We start from the raw sequence: 21355 nt of genomic DNA, 5'->3' as shown, positions 1-21355 counted from the left end.
CGGCGTCACGGGGCAGGAGTCGGTCTGCCCAGCTGGGGGTTGTAATAGTAGTGCTCCTGCGCTCCGGGGACCTGGCCGTTGCGGGTGTTTTCATAGGGTCGCACATGGACGTGCGGCGGTTGGTCGCCCACGCCGCCCTCGCCGAACTGGTGACCCGTGTAGTGGTCCTGGAACACGATCAGCTCGTCCCGGTCGTTGAGGTAGACCTCCTCCGGGAAGTACACCGGCTGGAAGTCGTCGTCCAGGATCTGCTTCCCGCCCGGCGTGGTGGACGGCACCATGCGGTGTTCCAGGGGTTCGGCGCCCGGCGGGACACCGGCGTCGGCGAGCGCCTGCTGCTTGGCCTCGTCGCCGCTGACGTCGCACCCCTGGAGACCGAGGGGGTCGACTTGGCGGGTCGGGTTCGGCACGTACGCGCCGGGGTTGACCGACGGCACCAGGCCGAGCGGGTCGGGTGAGGCGTACCGCCCGGTCTCCGGGTCGTAGTAGCGGAAGTAGTTGTAGTTCCAGCCGGTCTCCGGGTCGTGGTACTGGCCCGGGAACCGCAGCGGGCAGGCCGTTCCACCGGCCTCGGCCACGGTTCGGCCCCACAGGGTGGTCGTGCGGCGCCACCCGACCTCGCCGCGGGCGTCGACCAGCTCGGTCGGGCTGCCGACGATGTCCGCCACGATCGCGTAGAAGCGCCGGTCGACCTCGTCCTGGTCGACCTGGGCGATGGGGGTGGCCGATCCGGGCTGGTACTCCCAGGTGCTGGTCCTGCCGCCGCTGTGCACGTGCTCGACGAGTCGCGTGCCGTCCCAGGTGAAGTCGACCCGCTCGACGGCGTGGCCGGTCGCGTCGAGGCGTTCCTTCGCGATCCGCCTGCCCATCGGGTCGTAGCGGTACCGCCAGGTGTGGCCGTCGGGGGTGATCACGCCGGTGAGCCGGTCCTCGGCGTCCCAGGTGAAGCGCGTCAGCCGGACCCGGCCGGACAGCGTGCGGTGTCGCCGTTGCACGACGCGGCCTTGTTGGTCGTGGACGTAGGACGTGCGGCCCGCGCTGCGCAGGCGGGTGGCGGCGTACTCGCGCGGTCCCTCGGAACCGTGGTCCACGACCGGCAGGTCGGCCCGGGTGATGTTGCCGACGACGTCGTAGTCGTAGTGCTCCGACCAGCCGTGCCCCTGCACGGAGACCACGCGCCCGCGCCGGTCCAGCACGAGTCGGCGCTCGCCGGCCGGGTCGCTGACGCCCTCCAGGTGACCGTCCGGCCGGTACCGCCAGGTGCGATGGGTGATCGGCTGCTTCCCGGCGACGACCTGCCCGGTGAGCCGGTGCGCGGGCGACCACGTCTGCGTCACGGTCAGTTCGCCCAGGCTGCGCTCGACCTGCCGCCCCAGCGGGTCGTGCCGGAACGCGATGCCCTCGCCCGCCGCGTGCAGCGCCACCGGGTTGCCCGCGCCGTCGTACTCCCAAGCCGACGTCACGCCCGCCGAGGTCCGGCGGAACACGCGCCTGCCCGCGGCGTCGAACCGCGACCGGACGGTCCGCCCGGCCACGGTCTCCGCCAGCACCCGCCCGCGGGCGTCCCGCTCGTAGACGACCTCGGCGTCCGGGCCGACCGCCCGGACCACGCGACCGCACCGGTCGCGGTCGAAGGTGGTCGTGCCGGCCGGTGTGCGCTTGGCGACGACGACGCCGTGGACGTCGCGCTCGTAGCCGACCGTCTCACCCATGCCGTTGGTGCGGGTGGACAGCCGACCGGCCGCGTCGTAGGTGTAGGCGAGGCCCCGGCCGTCGAAGTCCACCTCCCGCACCAGGCGACCGGCGGCGTCGTACTCGTAGCGCCAACTCAACCCGTGCGGCCCCACGACCTCCACGAGTCGGAGTTCGGTGTCGTAGGTGAACGACGTCCGCGCGCCGTCCGGGGCCGTGCGAGCGGCCGGCAGGTCGAAGAAGGTGAACTCGGTGCGGGTGACCTGCCCGAGCGCGTCGACGTGCTCGACCTGGTTGCCCTCGGCGTCGTAGCTCCACCGCTCGGTGCTCCCGTCGGGGCGGGTGCGTGCCAGCAGCTTGCCCTCCACGGTCCAGCTGTACCGGGTGGTGCCGCCGAGCGCGTCGGTGGTGGCGGAGACGCGGCCCAGGGCGTCGCGCTGGTGCCGGGTCGTGGCGCCGACCTGATCGGTGATCGCGGTGATCAGCCCGGCGTCGTCGGTCTCGTACCGCGTCACGTTGCCGAGCGGGTCGGTGGTGGCGCCGAGGTGGCCGCGTGCGTCGTACTCGAACCTCGTGGTGGCGCCGGTCGGGTCCGTTTCGCTCGTCAGGTTGCCGAGCTCGTCGTACTCGCGCACCCACCTGCCGCCCTCGGGGTCGGCGACCTCGGTCGCCAGGCCCGGCCCGGTGTAGGCGGCGGTGATCGTCGTGCCGTCCGGGCGGGTGATCGTGGTGACGTCGCCCTCGTCGTCGTAGGCGTAGCGGGTGGTGTGGCCGAGCGGGTCGGTGACCGCCAGCAGCCGGTCGAAGCGGTCCCACTCCCGGGTGGTCACGGCGCCGAGCGGGTCGACCTGCCGCACCACCTGACCGAGCTCGTTGAGCTCGTAGGTCGTCGCGTTGCCCAAGGTGTCGGTGTGCGTGGTGCGTCCGTCCGCGTAGGCGAACGTGCCGTTGAGCACGCCGCCGGAGCCGATGGTCGTGGTGGCCCGGCCTTCGCCGTCGTAGACGTACCGGTACCAGACGCCGTTGCGGTCGGTCCAGGACGTGAGCCTGCCGTCCTCGTCGTGCGTGAAGCGCAACGGCGCGCCGGACGAGTTGATCACCTCGGACAGCTGGCCCGTGTCGTCGTAGGCGTAGCGGGTCAGGGTGATCGGCTCGGCCGCGGACGTCAGCTTCAGGGCCGTCACCCGCCCGCCGTCCGTGTCGACGGAGACCTCGTACCCGCCGGAGTGCCGCACTCGCGTCGGCAGGCCCTGGCCGTCGTAGTCGACGTGGATCTCGCCGCCCGCCCGTCGCCGGACGGCCGCCAGCGGCAGCGTCGAGCGCGCGTCCCACTCCGCGCCGACGGGCTGGAAGTCCCACGCCAGCCCGCGCTGCGGGTGCACGACCTCGTAGCCGGCGCCGTTGCGCCGCAACGACATCCGCGGCCCGAAGTCCGGCAGCACGGCTTCCGCGCCGTCCGGCTTGGGGAAGCGCAGCAGGCGGCCGTCGTCGGTCGCCAGCCAGACGTGGGAGGGGCCGACCTCGACGCGCTGGTCCAAGGTCGAGGCCCAGGACGGGCCGAACAGCCGTCCGGACCGGTAGGCGGACTGGTGGTGGCGGGCGAACACCAGCGGCAGCAGACCGGGCAGCGTGGCGTCCGTCTGCGACAGCACCACCTCGCCGGTGGCGACGTCGATCGGGTCGTCCTCGCAGAAGGGCCGGTCGGCCGACTGGGAGGCGTTGTGCGGGTCGTCCACCGTGCTGTCGATGTCGCCGTCCGTCCGGCCCTGGTCCGCGCGCGGCTTGTCCGGTGTCGTGGTGCCGCCGGGGGACGTGCTGTCCGGGCTGGGGGTGTCGGTGGAGCTGCTCGGTGATGTCCCGCCCGGTGAGGTGCTGGACGGTGAGGTCGTGCCCGAGGGCGAGGTGGTGCCGGACGGGCTGGTGGTGCCCGATGGTGAGGTCGTCCCGGATGGGCTGGTGGTGCCGTCAGGGCCTTTGACGGTGGGGGCGTCGGGTGCGCTGGGGGTGCTGGAGGGGGTGGTGGTGCCGGGGCTGCTGGGGCTGTCGGCTTTGCGGCCGAGTTTGCCCAGCTTTTCCATGATCTCGCCGAGCTTGTCCAGGACCTTGCGGATGCGGGGGGTGACGTTGCCGATGGTCTTGACGAGTTTGCGGACCATGTCCGCGATGCGGTTGCAGACCTTGGCGATGGTGGAGGTGGCCTGGGCGACGATGAGCGGGGTGGCCAGGCCGAGGGTGGCGACGGCTTCGAGTGCCCAGGTGATGAGTTTGCCGACGACTTCGGCGACGAGGTCGCGGATGAGTTCGCGGACGGCGGCGACGACCTCGCCCATGATCATCACGCCGGCTCCGACGCCTTCGGCCAGCGAGGCCGCGCCGGCGATGGCGTCGGCGGTCTGGGCGGCGTGGCCGCGGTAGGCGTCGGCGGCTTGGCCTTGCCAGCCCGGTGCGTCCTGGCGGGCGAGTTCCTCGGCGACGGCGGCGACCTCGGCGGCGACGTTGGACCAGGTCTCGCTGAAGGAGCGGATGACCGGTGGGTCGCCGGCGAACCAGTCCAGGGCCTCCTTGAGCGGCTGGACGTGTTCGATCAGCCAGGACACGCCGTAGGAGGCGACGGTGCCGATGGGGTCGATGACCATCGACAGCACTTCGAGGCCGACGCCGATGCCGCCGAGCCCGGCGGCGACCCAGCTGCCGTCGGAGATGCCCTGCGCGAGGTCGTTCGCGGATTCGGCGATGCCGATGCCGGTGACCGCCGTGGTGTCGCTCTGCGCCGTCGCGACGAGGGGGTTGTTCACGTGTTCATCCCGTCGAAGCGCGCGGACTCGCCGGTTTCCTGGGCGTCGTAGGCGCGGGAGGTATCGCGCAGCTTGGCGGCGTTGTCCGACACGGTCTCCGCGGCCTTGGTCAGCGCGTCGACTCCCATGTCCTCGAAGGGTTGGAGCAGCATCGCGAACGGTTGGCACACCACGCCGTAGGCGGAGTCGTTCATCGCCACCGTCCGCGCGGCGTCGGCGGCCGTGCGCAGCCGGTCGGCCAGGCCTTCCACCCGCCCGGCCAGCGCCCCGATCTCACCGGTGACGGCCTCGTACCCGGTCATCGCGTCACCTCAGGTAGCTGTCGTCGGTGAAGTCCCCGTCGTCACCCGGACGGCGACGCGGTGGGGTGGGCGGCGTGTCGGTCTCGGGCTGGGGGAAGTTCCGCTCGGCCACGGCCACGATGTGCTGTCCCGAGGGGGTCTGGCCCACTGTTTCCCCGACGATCCGGGCCAGCTCGGCCGGGTAGCCGGCCTGCGCCTTGCCCATCGCCTCCATCACGGCCGCGGCGATCTGCTCCGGCCGCAACCGGCTCACCCCGTCGGTCATGGTCACCGCGCTGGGGATGCCGTTCGGCCCGACGGTCACGCTCACCGCGCCACCAGCGGCGGACGCGGTGATGGAGATCCGCTCGACCTCCTGCCGCATCGACTCGTACCGCGCGGCCTTCTCCTCCGCGTTGCGCTCCCAGTCGTCCACCAAGCGCTGCACGTTGGCCAACGGATCGGTCATCGGCTCCCCTCCGGTGACGTGACGATCGAGCCAAGCTACTGCGGGTGGGACGGCGCACAGGGCCGATCGGTTCCCCAGTTGACCGGTTCGGCGCAACCGGTTGCCCCGATTCGGGGGACGACGGGTGCGGAGCCGGGCGCAGGGCGTCAGGAGTTCGTAAGATTCGAACGCGTGGCGGCGGAACCGGACACTGCGGCATGATCGGGGCGTGATGATCCGGAGCCGGTCCCCGCGCACATGGCTGGTCGGGGTGGCGTCCCTGGCCGTCTTGGCAGCTTGTGGTGCGCCCACCTCGACGGGTGGGGCGGCTACGGCCCCTACCACCGTGGTGTCCACCACCTCCGTCGCGGAGACGACCGCGTCCGGTGCTGCTCGGGAGGTTCCCGAGAAGCTCCGGTTCAGCGCGAAGACCGTGGACGGTGCCCAGTTCTCCGGGGAGAGCCTTGCCGGCAAGCCGGCGGTGCTGTGGTTCTGGGCTCCCTGGTGTCCCAAGTGCCAGCGGGAGGCGCCGGGGATCGCCTCCTCGGCCAAGGACAACGCGTCGGTCACCTTCCTCGGGGTTGCCGCGTTGGACAAGGAGCCTGCGATGCGGGACTTCGTCCAGCGGTTCCAGCTCGGGGGGTTCACGCACCTCGCCGATGTCGACAGCGAGGTGTGGAAGCGGTTCGGGGTCACCGCGCAGCCTGCTTACGCGTTCATCGGGCGTGACGGCGCGATCGACGTGGTGACGAAGCAGTTGACCGAGCAGGAGTTGCGGGAACGGGTCGCCGCGCTCGCGGTGCCGTGATGGGGGAGGAACTGCTCCTCGCCGTCGTCGCCGGCATGGTGGCGACGGTCAACCCCTGCGGGTTCGCGATGTTGCCCGCTTACCTGGCCCTCGTCGTGCACGGGGACCGGGAGTCCGGGTGGGGTGGCGCGGTCGGCCGGGCTTTGGGGGCGGCGGCGGTCATGACGGCCGGGTTCGTCGTGGTGTTCGGGGTTTTCGGGCTGGTGATCGCGCCGCTCGCGGCTTCGGTTCAGCGCTTCCTGCCGTTCATCACCGTCCTGATCGGCGCGACCCTGGTTGTGTTCGGCGTTCTGCTCGTCCTCGGCAAGACGATCACGCTGATGGTGCCCAAGCCGACCCGGGGTGCTCCGACTGCCCGCCTGGGGTCGATGTTCGGCTACGGCGTGGCCTACGCGATCGCGTCCCTGTCGTGCACCATCGGCCCGTTCCTCGCCCTTGTTGGCACCACGTTGGGCAGTGCGGACGTCTTCGCGGGTCTCGCGGCCTTCGTCGCCTACGCGCTGGGCATGGGGCTGGTCGTCGGGGTGCTCGCGGTCGGTGCGACGCTGACCGACAACGTGATCGCGACGCGGGCGCGGTCCCTGCTGCCGCGCATTTCCCGGATCGGCGGCGTCCTGCTGGTCGCCGTGGGGCTGTACGTCGCCTACTACGGCGTGTACGAGCTGAGGTTGTTCTTCGGCGACGCCGACCCGGCCGACCCGGTGGTGGACTTCGCGGCGGGGATCCAGGGTGCCCTGGTCGACGCCCTCACCGCTGTGGGGCCGTGGCCCTTCGTCGGCGCGCTGGTCGTGCTGGTCTTCGTCGGTGTCGCGCTGTTCCGGCGCGCGAAGTCCCGGCGGTGACGGCTGCCGGCGCTTTGTAAGTCCACTGTGGACGGATTGGTGGACGGGGTGCGCCGGCGCACCTAGGCTCGTGATCGCGACGCTGCTCCTGGGGGGAGTGGCGTGGGGGTTGTGAGCATGGGGGTTGCGAGATGTCACGAGAAGTTGTGTCGCCCTACCTGAGAAACCTCTGCACGAGACCGGCGCACGGCACGGCGGTGCGCGCGCTCGGCGATCACGTCGAGATCCGGTCGTTCGAGCGCGAACTCGTGCGCGGCGCGCGGGTGGAGGTGCGGCGGCTGTCAGTGGACGGTCGGCCGGGGGAGCACCAAGAGCGCGAAACGTTCATCGGAGTGCGGCGGCGCGTGATCCACGTCGTGGACGAACACTCCATCACCGCCGTCGCACAGGCGGTGGCGGGCGATGACGAAGTCCGTGTGCTGCACCGGGAACAGCCGGTGGGCTTGCTGGTCGTCGACGACGTGGCGGTCGTGTCGGACTCCTCGACCACGTTGGTGGTGCGGGTACCCGCAGTGGTGGCGTTGGTGGCGGCGCACTTCGACGCGTTGTGGACCGCGGCGGTGCCGCTCACGGAGGGCGATCCCCGGACGCCGTCCGGCCTGTCCGCCGTGCAGCTGCGCATCCTGCGGCTCGCCGCCGGCGGCTTCAAGGACGACACGATCGCCCGGATGCTCGGCCTGAGCGCGCGTTCGGTGCGGCGGCACATGGAGAAGCTGGCGGCGCTCGCGGGCACCACCAACCGGCTGTCCCTGGGCGTGGCCGCCACTCGGCTGGGCTGGGTCTGAACCCGGACGCCGGCGCCCACCGCGGGCGCCGGCGTTCCTCAGCCGCTGTCCTCTTCCGGTCGTGTCCGCTTTTCCCCTCCCACAGGGGTTTCGCGCCGCAGATGATCGTCCACGCGGCGGGTTCCGCCGCTCTCCTCGGCCGGTCGCACCGGCACCCGTCCACCCATCCGGCTCCCCGGCGCGCGCCGCCGGCGGACCCGCGTGCCGTGCTCGGGAACGAGGAGGAGGCAGCGCGACACGAGGAGTGAGATGAGCCGGATGACGGCACGACGTCGGATCGGTCTGCTGGCCGTGACGACGTTGACCTTGGGGGGCACCCTCGGCGCGGTCGTCGCGCCCACCGCCGCGGCGGCGCCGGCGAGCGACCCCGTCCTGTACTGGAACGACGTCCTGCTGGAGACCTACAGAACCGTCGGAGGCGCACCCGGTCCCCTCGCCAGAGGCGGCGCTATGGTGCACGCCGCGATCTACGACGCGGTCAACTCGATCACCGGCACCGGCCAGCCGTACGTCTACAAGGCCGAGGCCCCGACCGCTTCTCTGCGCCACGCGGTCGCCCACGCCGCGCACGACGCCCTGGTCGCGGCGTTCCCCGGCCAGGACTTCGCCGACGAACTCGCCGGCGCCTTGGCGGGGGCGGGGTCGGACACCGGCAACGGCACCGGCCTGGGCAAGGCCGCCGCCGCCGCGATCGTCGCCAACCGCGCCAACGACGGGTCCGCGGACACCACGCCGTACCCGGTCAACACCGAGCCCGGCCACTGGCGGCCCACCGGCTCCGGCTCGGCGGCGACGCCGAACTGGGGCAAGGTCAAGCCGTTCACCATGACCTCGGGCACCCAGTTCCGCCCGCAGCACCCGGCCGGGCACTCGTCCATGACCTCGCTGCTGGCCAGTCCCGAGTACGCCGCGCAGGTCAACGAGGTCAAGAGCCTGGGCAGCGCGAACTCCACGACGCGCACCCCCGAGCAGACCCAGATCGCGCACTTCTGGGCCAACGACCTCGACGGCACCTACAAGCCGCCGGGCCAGCTGTTCGTCCACACCCAGATCGTGGCCAACCAGCGCGGCCTGGGCACGCCGGAGAAGGCGCGGCTGTTCGCGCTGGTCGCGCTGGCGATGGGTGACGCGGGGATCGTCGCCTGGGACCGCAAGTACCAGACGGACATCGACCTGTGGCGGCCCGAGTCGGCCATCCAACTCGCCGACACCGACGGCAACGCGGCCACCGCCGCCGACCCGAACTGGCGCCCGCTGTCGAAGTTCCGCGACGGCACGCCGTTCTCCCCGCCGTTCCCGGCCTACACCTCCGGGCACGCGACCTTCGGCGGCGCGTGGGCCGGTGCGATGAAGTCCTTCTTCGGCACCGACAACGTCACCTTCACGGCCACCACGGAGGACCCGTTCGCGCTCGGCGTGACACGCACGTTCACCAGCTTCAGCGCCGCCGCGGTCGAGAACGCGCGCAGCCGCATCTACCTGGGTGTGCACTACCAGTTCGACGGCGACTACGGCGTCTCCACGGGCACGGCGATGGCGGAGAGCGCGGGCGTGCGGTTCGTGCGTGTGGCGGGCGCGTCGACGCCGGGTGTGGTCGGCTGCTCCTTCGGCGACCTCTACAAGACCTACGACAACGGGCAGTTGAAGAACTACCACGCGTCACCCAACCGCGACACGGCACTGCAAGTGCACTTCGCGAGCAGTGACGGGGTGGCCCACTACGTCACCGTCGACAGCGGATTCCTGAAGGGGCAGAAGGGCTGGATCGGCAACTCCTGCGTCCGGTTCATCGCCTAGCGCGAAGGTGGCGGGCTTCCCTCGGGGAGCCCGCCACCGGTCTCCATGCCTCGGTTCACGCGACGACCGTCTTGCGGTCCGGTCGGGTGGTGCCGAACCAGCGGGTGATGATCGGGCCGGCGGTGGCCAGGAGCAGGACGTAGGCCGTCACGCGTGGGCCGAGGTTGGCGTGGCCCGCGCCGACGAGGCCGATGACCCCAGGGTGAGCAGGAGCAGCACGACGCCGATGGCCGCGCCGGTCTCGACGAACGCGAGCGGGTCGTGCACGGTCAGCCTTCGATGATCCGCCGCACGCCCTCGATGCCGTCGTGCGTGCCGATCACCACCAGGACGTCGCCGACGCGCAGCACCTGGGAGGGCGCCGGGGAGGCGATGACGTCCTCGCCGCGCACCACGGCCACGATCGACGCGCCGGTCCGGGTGCGGGCGCGGGTGGCGCCCAGCGGCTGGTCGGCGTGCGGCGACGCGGGCGGCACGACCACCTGTCCCGCCGCCAGCCCCGGCACCTCCTTGGTCAGGTCGGCGAACCGCTCGGCGATGCGGGGCGCGCCCAGGATCTCGGCCACCGTGTCGGCCTCCTCGCGGGTCAGGCGGAGCAGCGGGCGGCTCTCGTCGGGATCGGCCGCGGAGTACGCGACCACCTCGAACCCGCCCGACCGGCGCGCGATGATCCCGATCCGCTGCCCCTCGGCGTTGGTGAACTCGTACCGCAGCCCCACACCCGGCAGCAGCACCTCGTTGACGTCCATCGCCCCATGATGGCGCGGCCGTCCCCTTCGCACCTCCCGCCTTCGGGCGGTGCGGGTGATCGACGGCGGGTAGGGTGTTCCGCGGTGTGCCGGGAAGCCTGGTCGGCGATGGATGACGCCATGCCCACGACCAGGAGCAGAGATGACCGCGCACACGGTGCTGATCGGCTGCGGTCGGTCACCTCGGGGACATGATCACGCTCAACGGCGTTCGACGGCCCGCAGCACGACCGCGACCAGCACGAACCCCGCCACGAGCAGGAGCGCGACCGCCAGTCCGGACATGGGTGCCCACCTCGGGGTGTGTTGCGCCGAGAACGGTCCGATGCTAGCGCACAGTGTGACGGCTGCCACATCGACTCTCTTCAGGGGTGTTGACCATGCGTGCTCGTGATCTCGCCGAGGACTACCCGCTCGTCCGGTTGACCGACAACGCGCTGGACGCGGCACGGCTCATCGCCGAACAGCGCCGCCCCGGCGTGGTGGTGGTCGACGACGAAGGGCGTCCGGTGACCGTGCTGCCCGGCTCGCAGGTGCTGCGGTTCAGCGTGCCGGGTTACGTGCAGGAGGACCCGTCGTTGGCGCGGGTGTACGACGAGCAGGGCGGCGCGGACGTGTGCGTGCGCAGGCTGTCGGACCGTTCCGTGAAGGAAGTGTTGCCGCCCCAGGAGAAGCGCTACGAGCTGCCGATGGTGTCCGGTGACGCCACCGTGCTGGAGTGCGCGGCGACGATGGCCCGGCTGCACACCCCGCTCATCGTGGTCGCCGACGACGAGCGCCTCCACGGTGTCGTCACGGCATCGCACCTGCTGGAGGTCATCCTGAACGCCTCGGAGTCGCCCTCATGACCGTCAGCCAGGTGTTGTCGGTGGTCGTGTTCGTCGGCGCCTACATCCTCATCGCCACCGAACGGGTCCACCGCGTCGCCGCCGCGCTCGGTGGCGCTGCGCTTATGCTCGCCTTGGGGCTGACCGATGGCGAGACCGCGTTCCACTCGCTCGACGCGGGCGTGGACTGGAACGTCGTGTTCCTGCTGCTGGGCATGATGATCATCGTCGGGGTGATCAAGCAGACCGGTCTGTTCGAGTACCTGGCGATCGCGGCGGCCAAGCGCGCCAAGGGAAAGCCGTACGCGATGCTGGTCATGTTCGTCGTGATCACCGCTGTCGCTTCGGCCGCCCTGGACAACGTGACGACGGTGCTGTTGATCGCGCCGGTGACGTTCCTGGTGTGCGATCGGTTGGGGCTCAACCCGATCCCGTTCCTGATCGCGGAGGTGATGGCGTCCAACATCGGCGGCACCTCGACCCTGATCGGCGACCCGCCCAACATCATCATCGCCAGCCGCGCGGGGTTGTCGTTCAACGACTTCCTGATCCACCTCGCGCCGTTCGTGGTCGTGGTGATGGTGGTGTTCGTGCTGGTGTGCCGGTGGCTGTTCCGCGACGCGTTCCACTACGACGAGAAGCGCGTCGCCGAGGTGATGGCGTTGTCGGAGCGCGAGGCGATCCGCAACCGCACGTTGCTGGTGCAGAGCCTGGTCGTGTTGGCGCTGGTGCTGGCCGGTTTCGTGTTGCACAGCGCCCTGCACGTCGAGCCGTCGGTGGTCGCGTTGTTGGGCGCGGGGCTGTTGGTCCTGATCTCGAAGGTGACCACCGAGGAGGCTATCGCCGACGTCGAGTGGGAGACCTTGGTCTTCTTCATGGGCTTGTTCGTCATGGTCGGCGCGTTGGTCGAGACCGGCGTGATCGGCGAGGTGTCCCGCGCGTTGGCCGACGCGGTGGGCGGGCAGCCGTTGGTCGCGGTGATGGCGTTGTTGGGGATTTCGGCGGTGTTGTCGGCGATTGTGGACAACATCCCTTATGTGGCGACCATGTCGCCGATCGTGGGCGAGCTGGTGGCGGCCCAGGGCGGCACGGAGCAGGCCCAGGCGTTGTGGTGGTCGCTGGCGTTGGGCGCGGACTTGGGCGGCAACGCCACGGCCGTGGGCGCGAGCGCGAACGTCGTCGCCTTGGGACTGGCCGCGCGCAACGGCACCCCGATCAGCTTCTGGACCTTCACCCGTTACGGGCTCGTCGTCGCGGCGCTGTCAGTCGTGCTCGCCGCCCCCTACCTGTGGCTGCGCTACTTCGCTTTCGCATAGCCGCACGACACCGCCGGCAACGCGCTGCGCGTGCCGGCCCCCGCCGTGCAGCACTCGGGGACACGACCCTGGGCGGCCTGGGCATCGTGCTGGTCGCCGAGGAGCGCTGACCCGCTGAATCATGGCCGGACGCGAGGGTCTCGCCGTCGTTGCTGCCGGGGTGCCGCGGCGGTGTCTGCTCAGGCGCCGGCGCCGCCGTCCACGGGCACGATCGCGCCGGTCACCATCGAGGCTCGGTCGCTGAGCAGCCAGGCGGCGACCTCGGCGACTTCGCGGGGTTCGGCCATCCTGTCGAGCGGGGTGGCGGCGTTGTTGCGTTCGACGATGCCGGGGGTTGCCGCTTCCCACGCTTCGATCATCTCCGTGGCGGTGCCGCCGGGGGTGATGCCGTTGACCCGGATCCCTTGGCGTCCCCAGGTCACGGCGGCGGTTTCGGTGATGCTGTTGAGTGCGCGTTTCATGGCGCCGTAGGCGGGGAGGGCGGGGTTGGCGCGGCGGCTGCCGATGCTGGAGGTGTTGACGATGGATCCGCCGCCGTGGTGGCGCATGAGTGCGGCCTCGGCGGTCATGGCGGTCCAGTGCGAGCGGAAGTTCACCGTGAACTGCTCGTCGATGTCCTCCTCGCTCGTGGTGTCCAGCGGGCCGGGCTGCTGGATCGTCGCGCCGTTGTTGAAGGCGCCATCGAGGCGTCCGTGCAGTTGCTCGACGTGGTCGACGGCCGCGCGGATGCTCGCGCGGTCGCCGAGGTCGAGGGTGACGGCGTCGGCTACGCCGCCGGCGGCGCGGATCTCGGTGACGATCTGTTGGAGGGCGTCGGTGCCGCGGGCGGCGAGCACGACGGCCGCGCCCTCCCGTGCGAAGAGGCGGGCCGCAGCCGCCCCGATGCCGCGGCTGGCGCCGGTGATGAACACGACCTTGCCGGTGAGCAGGCCGATGGGTGCGCTGTCGTTGCGTCCTCGCGCACATCTCCACCGAGTACTACGTCCGGCTTGAACAGGGCCGCGCGCCGCGACCGTCGGCCGAAGTCCTCGCCGGCATCGCAGGCGCACTGCGCCTCACCGACGCCGAATCCGACCACCTCCACGTCCTCGCCGGCACCGCGCCGAGCCGCACCGGACTGCACCGCCGCGACGTCCGCCCCAGCATCCTCGCGCTGCTCGAACGACTGCCGCAGACGGCCGCCTTCGTCATCTCCGCCACCTTCGAGGTCCTGGCGTGGAACGACCTCGCCGCCGCGCTCATGGAGGACCCGGTCGTCGGCCCGATCACCGTCGACTGCGACACCCTCACCCTCACCGACCGCGACCAACACCTCGTGCTCTACAGCGCGCCCCCGAACTCTCCCGACGCCGAAGCCTTGGCCCTTCTCAACGTGCTGGGAGCCGGTGACTACCTGCGCTAACGCCCCGACACGGGCGGCGTCAGGGTGCCGGAGTCCTTTACGTCCTGACTAGTTTGGGTGACGGTCGACCCCGGCGGCGGTTCGCCACGGGACCGACGTCGACGCGTGGGAGGGCGGGCGATGGACGCGGCGCAGGCGATTTCGCTGGTGGTGGAGGAGATTCGGGCCGAAGGGGCGGATTACCCGACCCAGGGCTTGGAGGTCGAACCGTTCTGGGGTGGGTGGTGCGTGTTCGCGCCGGTGATGGTGGCCGATCCGGCGGACGACTCGCCCGGCCCTCGTCGGCGGTCGGTGTACCTGGTCGGGCTGAACGGGGTGGTCCACGAGGTGTCGTCGAGCGCGCCGGCGGAGGACGCCCGCTCCTACTTCGAGGAGGCGTGTCTCTGGTTCGGTGCGGGCCAGCCCGTGGGGGAGGACGGCTACACCGGGCAGAGCAGTCCGGACTTCAGCCGGTTCGTCCGGCCGCGCGCACCTCGTCGTCCTGCCGCCCACGACCGCCAGGCCGTCGAAGCCTTCGCCCAGGCGCTGCTCCACGAGCGCGACTTCCCCCGCTGGCTGAACGACCGCCTGTGGGAGCTGGGCGGCCTGGTGGGTGGGCCGGGGCACCTGGTCGCCCGGCGTCCGGACACCTCGTCGGCCGAACGCCTGATGGACTTCCTGGAGCCCGGCGACGAGCTCGGCGCGGGGCCGTCCCCGAGCGCGGTGTGGCGGACGTGGCCGCCGGTCGACCCGGCGAGTCTGCCCGACGTCGACACCGCGGGCTGGCTGCTCGTCCCCGGCGAGGCGCTGTGCGACTACCTCGACGACCTCGACAGCCCCGACCGACCGGACGCCGACGCGGATGCCGCGGGCCGCTTGTTCGACGCCATCGACGACCGCCTCGAGTCGTTGCACCTGTGGCGTGCCTGCGGTGTCGCCGACCTGTTCCCGCGGCTCGTCGCGGTGCGCCGCGCCGAACTGGCGGACGCCGATCTGGACACCCTGCGTCGACTCGCGGCCGAGGACGCCACCGAGGCCGTCCTGGACGCGCTGCTGACGCCTCCGTCCCCGGACGACGGGGACGTCCAGGCCCTGCTGCGCCTCGCGGTCGACGCCGAACAGCGCCGCCTGAACGTCATCGACCTCGACCCGGCGGCCACGGCCGCGTACCGGCGCGTGCTGGACCGCCTCGGCTTGGGCCTCGCGAACGACTGGTTCGGCGAGGTGTTCGCCGGGCAGGACCCGGAGGACCTCCCGTTCCTCGGGCACCGCGAAGTGACCGACGACCCCGGTGGCGGCTCGGCCGTCGTGGACGCGCAGGCCGCGATCGCGCTGGTGGTGGAGTGGATCAGGTCCCGTCGACTGGACTACCCGACCGAAGGGCTGGTCGCGGATCGGTTCGAGGCCGGGTGGAGCGTGTACGCGCCGGTCGAGGTGGACGAGAGCGACCCGATGGCGTTCCTGGACATGCCGGTGGGTCGGTCGGTGTTCCTCGTGGGCGACTCGGGGAGGATCAAGGAGACGTCGAGCTCGGTCCCGCCGGGGCAGGCGGAGGACGAGTTCATCGCCGAGGAGCGGGCCGCCAACGGGATGCTCGACATCGAGTGGGCGGCCATGCAGCTGCAAGCCGAAGGCGCCATCCAGAGCTTCACGATCGTCGACACCCCGCCCGAGGAGGCCGTCGCCGAGCACGCGTCGAGGTTGATCGAGCCGATCGTCCAGCAGTTGGCCCTGCTCGGCCCGCCGGGGTGGCGGCGGTTCGACGCGGTGTTCGCGGTCACCGTGTCCGCCGACGTGAGCCGGTTGCGGTTCCAGCTCGACCGTCCCGTCGACGCGATCACGGTGCCCGCGTCCGTCATGGCCTTGGTGCGCGAGCAGCGCGAGGTCGCGGCACGGATGCCGGCCGGGCCGTGGTGGCGGCTGTCGCTGACCGTCACGCACCTCGGCGAGACGACCGTGTCCTACGACTACGGCGACCAGCCGTTCCCCCGCGAAGACCTGCTGGCCCCCGAGCACTACCGCAACGACCTGGCCGCCTACCCGCGCGACCAGGTGCCCGCCTGGCTCACCGACTACCTGGCCACAGCCGACGAGCCAGGGGAGACGTCCGAGACCTTCGAGACCGAGGTCGAGTCGAGGCGGTTACGCGCAGACGCCCGCGCCATCACCTACGGCGACCGGTCCTTCGCACTCGACCGGGCCGAATTCGTCCGGTACCTCAGCTCCCCCGTCACGACCAAGCGCTTCCTCGGCCTCGGCTCGCGCCAGACCATCTGGTACTTCTCGGTCGGCGCGTACCCGGCGAGGTTCGAGAACACGATCGACCTGGAATTCGTCACCGACGGCAAGGACGCCGCACCACCCGAGGCGTGGACGTTCCTGGTGGGCCTGGCACAGCGCCACCTCGAACCACGGCTGGTCGCCGGACTGGTCGACCGGATCCGCCGGGGCGAGACGGTCGACATCGCCGGCTTGTCGGTGCACCGGGGCGGGGTCGACGCGCATGGGAGGACCCTGCCGTGGCGTGCGATCAGCGACGTGCGGGTCGCCGACAACCGGGTTTCGATCATCCAGGCGTCGGAGCCGGCCGTTTCGGTGCCGTTGGGGAACGTGAACGCCGTTCTCATCCCGCGCCTGATCGCCGCCGTCGCAGCACAGTTCGGCGTCTGACGTAGGTGCTACCGGGCGAGGCGGTCAGGCAGCTTGGCGAGGGGGTAGGTGCGCCAGAAGTAGGCGTCGGCCGCGTGCTGGTCGGCGGCGAAGTTGACGGCCTCGGCGATGCGCCGGTCCCGGATGCGGAACGCCAGCGCCCACAGGATGTCCAGGCCGGCCGGGGTGGTGCTCCAGCCGCGGTGCAGGTCCACCACCCAGTCGCCCTGGGCGGCCAGGAAGATCGGGTCGGCGCGGAAGCCCGCGCGGGCCAGTTCGCGGAAGAACGCCAGCACCTCGTCGACGCCGGTCTTCGTGCCGGACAGCGGGTGGTGGCCGGGGATCGTCCAGCGCACGTCCGGGGCGAAGAACCTCCGGAGCTGCTCGGGCTCGCCGGTCGCGTAGGTCGCGTAGTAGTCCTTGATCAGGCGGACGTTGGGGTGCTCGGCGTCGGCGTGCGCGGTCGGCGTGGTCAGGGTGAGGCCGACCGCGGCCAGGCCCAGGCCCTTGAGCAGGTCGGCTCGCGTCATCTCGGTCATGCCGTCGAACGTAGGTGCGGTTCCGGCGGGCTGACCAATGCCCGTGGCCATGCGGAATCCGCATACTGGGGCGGGTGGATGTCGATACCCGTGTGCTGCGGTACTTCGTCGCGGTGGCCGAGCGGCTGAGCTTCACCCGGGCCGCCGAGGAGCTGTTCGTGTCGCAGCCGGCGCTGAGCAGGCAGATCCGGCAGCTGGAGAACGACCTGCGGCTCGTGCTGTTCGCGCGGAACAGCCGCGAGGTGCGGCTGACCCCCGCGGGCGAGGCCCTGCTGCCCGCCGCGCGTTCCGTCGTGGCTTCCTGGCGGGACGCGCAACTGGCCGCCCACACCGCCGCGGCGTCGGTGGTGCGGGTGGGGTTCTCGGCCACCGGCGGGGGACTGCTCGGCACGCGGGCGCGCCAGGTCTTCGCGGACCGCCACCCCGGCGTGACCGTGGAACCCAAGCGCTTCGACTGGGGCGGCGAGGCGGAGGCCGTGCGCTCCGGCCGGGTGGACGTCGCCTTCCTGTGGCTACCCGCCGACACCACCGGCCTGCACGTCTCGGTCGTCGCCGTCGAGCCCCGCGTGGTCGGCCTCTCCCGCTCGCACCCGCTGGCGTCCCGCGCGGAGGTGGACATCCTGGAGTTGCGCGACGAACCGCTGGTGTGGACCAGGAAGGCGCCGCGCGCGTGGGTCGACTGGTGGGCCGTCAACCCGCGCCCGGACGGCTCCGCACCGGTGTGGGGGCCGGAGAACGACAACGTCGAGGAGATGCTGGAACACGTCGCGGCCGGCGCGGCGGTCTGCATCAGCCCGGCGTCGATGGCGGCCTACTATGCCCGACCGGACCTCGTGTGGCGGCCGATCCGCGACGTGCCACCGTTGCGGATCGCCGTGGCGTGGCCGTCGACCAGCCGCAGCCCGGTGGTCGCCGCGTTCGTCGCCGTCGTGCGCGAGTTGTCCGAGTTGGACGATCAGGGGTGAGCGGGCAGCCTGCGGCCCGCAATCGACTGTCGGTTGTCGACGGTGCCCTGTTCCGTCCTCACCGTCTTCCGGCGTCACCGATCGCGGCGAGGCCGGCCTGGACGTCGTCGCCGTTCATCAACGGGATCATCCGGACGGTCGCCTTGAGCGTGCCGAAGAACGGCTCCGTCAGCGGCGGGATGCGCGACGGGTCGTCGAGGTCGAAGACCAGGAACATCGTGCGCAGGCCGTCCAGGGGCCCGAAGTAGGCCGCCTCCGGCTTGAGGTCCGACCTCATCTGCTCCATCAGCTTCGGCATGGCCCCGCTCCGGATGGCCTCGTTCCCGGCCTCGGTGTCCATCTGAACGATCGCGAGCATGCGCATGGCACTCGCCTCCCTCAGCCGTGACGGGCCGGACGCCCTACGCGCCCGAGTACCCCGGCGGTCGGCAATGCCCTCAACGGTACGAGCGGTCCTCGCACCTCACCACTGGACCACCTGCGCATTCGCCGAACGGCTCGTGCACACCGGTACCAGCGGACAGCGGAACTCGCTGGTACCGGTGTGGACGTGCGGTCAGCCGGTCGGCATGCTCCACGTCTGGTTCGGGCCGTCCACGCAGTCCCACACCTGCAACTGGCGGCCGTTGGTGGTGTCGCCGGTGGCGAGGTCCAGGCAGCGTTTGGACCACGAGTTCTGGTACTGGTCGGTGCCGATTCGGATCCACCGCTGGTTGTCGCCGCCCCAGCACGGATGGGTCTTGAGCCTCGCGCCGTTGCCGATGGTCTCACCGGGCTGGTCCAGGCACTCGTTGCCGATCCTGATCTTTCCGGCGGCGGTGAACGTCCAGCGTTGGTTGGTGCCGTTCCAGCAGTCCCAGATGTTGACAGTGGCGGTGGCGCTGTCGCGGTCGACGCACTTCTCGGCGCCGTTCCACTTGATCATGCCCACGCCCTGGTCCGGTCCGCTGGGTGCGTTCGTCCACGCCTTGCTCAGGCGTCGGAAGGTCAGGGACTCGATGCGCACGGTGCCGTTGTTGGCGTAGGTGCGGATGCCGAGGCTGCCGCTGGAGGAGTCGAAGTTGACGTTGTCGGTGACCGAGATCCGGCCGTCGTTGCCGAAGGTCTCCAGTTGTCCGCGATCGACGAGGACTCGGAGCTTCACCCGGTTGTTCACCGGTGGCATGGGGGCGTCGGCGAGGGTCTGCCGGACGCGGTCGTAGCCGATCGCGGCGTCCCGGGTGCCGTCGGCGCGGCGGTGCAACTCGAAGCCGAAGTCGGTGGCCGTGGCCGCGGTCAGGTCGTAGGTCGCCTCGATCTCGTAGGTGTCGGCGGCGATGCCGTTGAACGGGTTGGTCGCGAGGTCGTTGGAGACGGTCAGGTTGGTCCAGGTCTGCGCGGGCTGGCGGATGGTGGAGATCTCGCTGACGGGGTTGCGGGTCACCCGGATGCCCTCCGGGAACGTCCTGAGGCCGAGCTGCGCGGGGAACGACGCGTTGCCGGTCCAGGTCGAGCCCTTGTTGCCGGGCTGCCAGAACATCTGGACCACCCGGTTCGTGGGCATGTTGGTGAAGGTGAGGCCGGCGTAGGCGGTTCCGCCGAAGTCGGTGTGCCCCACGTCCATCCGTTGCGGACGCGACCAGCCGGCGTCCGGCACGAACACACCCGCGCCGTTGAGAGTGCCGACGACGTACTCACCGCTCGCGTCTTGCAGGACCCACTTGGGGTTGGCGGTGTTGCCGTCGACCGGGAGTTGGTAGAGGTCGGGGCACTCGAACAGCCAGTCGGCGCGGTACTCGCCGCGGTAGGTCCAGTTGAGCAGGTTGGTGGAGCTGTAGAACTTCGCGGTGTTGCCGCCCTCGTTGCCCCAGAAGACCATGCCCCAGCGGTTGCGCGCCGCGTCCCAGTACACCTTGGGGTCGCGGGACTCGTACGGCGTGGAGATCACCTTGTTGCCGCCGTTGTACATCCGGAACGTCCGGGCGCCATCCGTGCTGTAGGCGATGGACACGCCGTTGGTGTTGGTGAACAACAGGATCGGGGCGTCGGTGCCGCTCTTGAGGCCGGTGACGTTGTTGTGGTCCACCCAACCGCCGCCGGAGAACAGCGTGGCGTTGTGGACACCCGGTTCCAGGGCGATCGGCTTTTGGGTCCAGTGCACGAGGTCGGTGCTGGTCGCGTGGCCCCAGTGCATCGTGTCCCAGTACGTGCCGTGCGGGTTGTGTTGGTAGAACAAGTGGTAGACGCCGTTGTAGTACAGCGGCGCGTTCACGTCGTTCATCCAGCCGCCCTGCGAGCTGAAGTGGAACTGGCCGCGGTACGGCTCGTTGTAGTCCGTCGCGTCGTAGGGGTATTCCGGGTAGGGGGCCGCTTGCGCCGCAGGGGCGGCGATCGCGGCGGCGGCGACTAAGGCCGCCACCGCGGGCAGGGTGGTGGCACGACGCCACAACGACCGGTGCAGGGTGTGTCTGGGCATGCTTGCCTCACTTCACGTCTGTGGGAAGGAGCTCGCTTGGTGCCGGGGTGTGTGCGTGGATGCCGCCCGCGTTCAGCAGGTCGCGGAGCGGACGTCGGTGGGCAGCAGTTCGTCGAACCACGGGGGATCGGCGCCGGGGCGGGTGCAGGTGATGGCCGCGACGCGTTGGGCGTAGGCGAGGGCGTCGACGAGTTCGGCGTGGGTCAGGGTGCTCAGGTTGGTCCGGGTGAGGAGGTCGTTGCGGTCCAGGGCGGCCAGCAGGCCTGCCATGAAGGCGTCTCCGGCGCCGACCGTGTCGGTGACGTCGACGGGGAGGGCGGGCAGGTCGACGTGACCGGTGGGGCCGGAGGCGTGCACGCCGTCCGCGCCGCGGGTGACCACGACTAGGGCGGGTCCCTGTTCGTGCCACTCGGTCACGACGTCGGCGAGGGGGCGGTTGGGGGCGATCCACTTCAGGTCGTCGGCGCTGACCTTGACGATGTCGGTCATGCCTAGCCAGCGTTGTAGCCGGGCGCGCACGGTGGCGGGGTCGTCGATGAGCACCGGGCGGATGTTGGGGTCGAGGGTGATGACGCGGTGGGGGTGTTCGCGGGACAGCAGGGTTTCGAACGTGGCCGCCATCGACTCCACCGCAAGGGCGAAGGAGCCGCCCACGTGCAGGGCGGCGTCCGGTGGCAGCGCGGACGGCAGGTCCGTTGGCTGCCAACCGCCGTCTGCGCAGCCGTCGATGTAGAAGGAGTAGTCCGCCACGCCGTGCTGGTCGACGTCCACGACGGCGAGTGTGGTGGGCGCGGTCGACTGGATGGTGTGGCGGAGGTCGACGTTGGAGGTTTCGAGGTGGGTGCGCAGTACCGCGCCGAGGCGGTCGTTGGCCAGGCGTGCCAACAACGTGGTCTGCGCGCCGAGCCGACCGAGTCCGACGGCGGTGTTGGCCGGGCTTCCACCGGGGATGGGCCGGTAGCCGCCGACGCGGTCGGGCACGAGGTCGACGAGCGCCTCGCCACCAACGATGATCATGTCGTGGGT

At 71.0% G+C, this 21355-nt stretch carries 19 protein-coding genes; 9 read left to right on the top strand and 10 right to left on the bottom strand.

Going from position 1 to position 21355, the window contains the following annotated elements; translation table 11 throughout:
- Positions 1–5: 5 nt before the first annotated feature.
- From WBN91_RS00305 to WBN91_RS00295, 3 genes are read right to left on the bottom strand one after another with little or no spacing between them, the layout of a single operon-like run.
- Positions 6–4487: a DUF6531 domain-containing protein gene (locus WBN91_RS00305; protein ID WP_337721819.1), complete on the bottom strand. Its 4482-nt coding sequence runs from the start codon at positions 4485–4487 to the stop codon at positions 6–8.
- Positions 4484–4789: a type VII secretion target gene (locus tag WBN91_RS00300; RefSeq protein WP_337721818.1), complete on the bottom strand. Its 306-nt coding sequence runs from the start codon at positions 4787–4789 to the stop codon at positions 4484–4486. The genes WBN91_RS00305 and WBN91_RS00300 overlap by 4 nt, the downstream gene beginning before the upstream one ends.
- Positions 4790–4793: 4 nt before the next feature.
- Positions 4794–5237, bottom strand: a complete 444-nt coding sequence (locus WBN91_RS00295) for a YbaB/EbfC family nucleoid-associated protein (protein WP_337721817.1) — start codon at positions 5235–5237, stop codon at positions 4794–4796.
- A 211-nt stretch (positions 5238–5448) separates the two neighbouring features.
- Between WBN91_RS00295 and WBN91_RS00290 the strand changes: the two genes are divergently transcribed.
- The 4 genes from WBN91_RS00290 (at position 5449) to WBN91_RS00275 (ending at position 9448) form a co-directional block, all read left to right on the top strand.
- Positions 5449–6024: a redoxin domain-containing protein gene (locus tag WBN91_RS00290; protein ID WP_337721940.1), complete on the top strand. Its 576-nt coding sequence runs from the start codon at positions 5449–5451 to the stop codon at positions 6022–6024.
- Positions 6024–6866 (top strand): cytochrome c biogenesis CcdA family protein, encoded by an 843-nt coding sequence (locus WBN91_RS00285; RefSeq protein WP_337721816.1) that lies wholly within the window; start codon positions 6024–6026, stop codon positions 6864–6866. Before WBN91_RS00290 ends, WBN91_RS00285 begins: the two co-directional genes overlap by 1 nt.
- Before the next feature lie 131 nt (positions 6867–6997).
- Positions 6998–7651 (top strand): helix-turn-helix transcriptional regulator, encoded by a 654-nt coding sequence (locus WBN91_RS00280; protein ID WP_337721815.1) that lies wholly within the window; start codon positions 6998–7000, stop codon positions 7649–7651.
- A 258-nt stretch (positions 7652–7909) separates the two neighbouring features.
- Positions 7910–9448 (top strand): vanadium-dependent haloperoxidase, encoded by a 1539-nt coding sequence (locus tag WBN91_RS00275; protein ID WP_337721814.1) that lies wholly within the window; start codon positions 7910–7912, stop codon positions 9446–9448.
- 269 nt (positions 9449–9717) lie between these two features.
- Here the strand turns inward: WBN91_RS00275 and WBN91_RS00270 are convergent, their stop codons facing one another.
- Both WBN91_RS00270 and WBN91_RS00265 read right to left on the bottom strand, forming a co-directional pair.
- A complete protein-coding gene (locus WBN91_RS00270; RefSeq protein WP_337721813.1) occupies positions 9718–10197 on the bottom strand; it encodes a cation:proton antiporter regulatory subunit in 480 nt (159 codons plus the stop codon).
- Between the two features lie 201 nt (positions 10198–10398).
- Positions 10399–10551, bottom strand: coding sequence for a hypothetical protein (locus WBN91_RS00265; protein WP_337721812.1), 153 nt, complete (start codon positions 10549–10551; stop codon positions 10399–10401).
- Positions 10552–10577: 26 nt separating this feature from the next.
- Between WBN91_RS00265 and WBN91_RS00260 the strand changes: the two genes are divergently transcribed.
- Positions 10578–11045 (top strand): CBS domain-containing protein, encoded by a 468-nt coding sequence (locus tag WBN91_RS00260; RefSeq protein ID WP_337721811.1) that lies wholly within the window; start codon positions 10578–10580, stop codon positions 11043–11045.
- Positions 11042–12340, top strand: coding sequence for an ArsB/NhaD family transporter (locus WBN91_RS00255; protein ID WP_337721810.1), 1299 nt, complete (start codon positions 11042–11044; stop codon positions 12338–12340). The genes WBN91_RS00260 and WBN91_RS00255 overlap by 4 nt, the downstream gene beginning before the upstream one ends.
- Before the next feature lie 179 nt (positions 12341–12519).
- Here WBN91_RS00255 and WBN91_RS00250 read toward each other — a convergent pair whose 3' ends face one another.
- Entirely contained in the window at positions 12520–13251 is a 732-nt protein-coding gene (locus WBN91_RS00250; protein WP_337721809.1) for an SDR family NAD(P)-dependent oxidoreductase, read from the bottom strand.
- A 26-nt stretch (positions 13252–13277) separates the two neighbouring features.
- Between WBN91_RS00250 and WBN91_RS00245 the strand changes: the two genes are divergently transcribed.
- On the top strand, positions 13278–13742 hold the full coding sequence (locus tag WBN91_RS00245; protein WP_337721808.1) for an MmyB family transcriptional regulator: 465 nt from the start codon (positions 13278–13280) through the stop codon (positions 13740–13742).
- A gap of 120 nt (positions 13743–13862) precedes the next feature.
- On the top strand, positions 13863–16391 hold the full coding sequence (locus WBN91_RS00240; RefSeq protein ID WP_337721807.1) for a hypothetical protein: 2529 nt from the start codon (positions 13863–13865) through the stop codon (positions 16389–16391).
- 8 nt (positions 16392–16399) lie between these two features.
- Here the strand turns inward: WBN91_RS00240 and WBN91_RS00235 are convergent, their stop codons facing one another.
- On the bottom strand, positions 16400–16909 hold the full coding sequence (locus tag WBN91_RS00235; RefSeq protein ID WP_337721806.1) for a nuclear transport factor 2 family protein: 510 nt from the start codon (positions 16907–16909) through the stop codon (positions 16400–16402).
- Positions 16910–16983: 74 nt separating this feature from the next.
- Here WBN91_RS00235 and WBN91_RS00230 point away from each other — a divergent pair, with 74 nt between their 5' ends.
- A complete protein-coding gene (locus tag WBN91_RS00230) occupies positions 16984–17874 on the top strand; it encodes a LysR family transcriptional regulator (RefSeq protein ID WP_337721805.1) in 891 nt (296 codons plus the stop codon).
- A 58-nt stretch (positions 17875–17932) separates the two neighbouring features.
- On the opposite strand, the gene WBN91_RS00225 is transcribed toward WBN91_RS00230, so the two are convergent.
- The 3 genes from WBN91_RS00225 to WBN91_RS00215 form a co-directional block, all read right to left on the bottom strand.
- Positions 17933–18238: a hypothetical protein gene (locus WBN91_RS00225; RefSeq protein WP_337721804.1), complete on the bottom strand. Its 306-nt coding sequence runs from the start codon at positions 18236–18238 to the stop codon at positions 17933–17935.
- A gap of 192 nt (positions 18239–18430) precedes the next feature.
- Positions 18431–20329, bottom strand: coding sequence for a GH32 C-terminal domain-containing protein (locus WBN91_RS00220; protein WP_337721803.1), 1899 nt, complete (start codon positions 20327–20329; stop codon positions 18431–18433).
- A gap of 72 nt (positions 20330–20401) precedes the next feature.
- Positions 20402–21346 carry a carbohydrate kinase family protein gene (locus tag WBN91_RS00215; RefSeq protein ID WP_337721802.1) on the bottom strand — a complete coding sequence of 315 codons (945 nt, stop codon included), beginning with the start codon at positions 21344–21346 and terminating at the stop codon, positions 20402–20404.
- Between the last annotated feature and the right edge of the window lie 9 nt (positions 21347–21355).

Source organism: Saccharothrix sp. CCNWYY140, from assembly GCF_037401995.1.
GTDB lineage: Bacteria > Actinomycetota > Actinomycetes > Mycobacteriales > Pseudonocardiaceae > Actinosynnema.
This window is presented reverse-complemented; position numbering and strand designations above follow the sequence as displayed.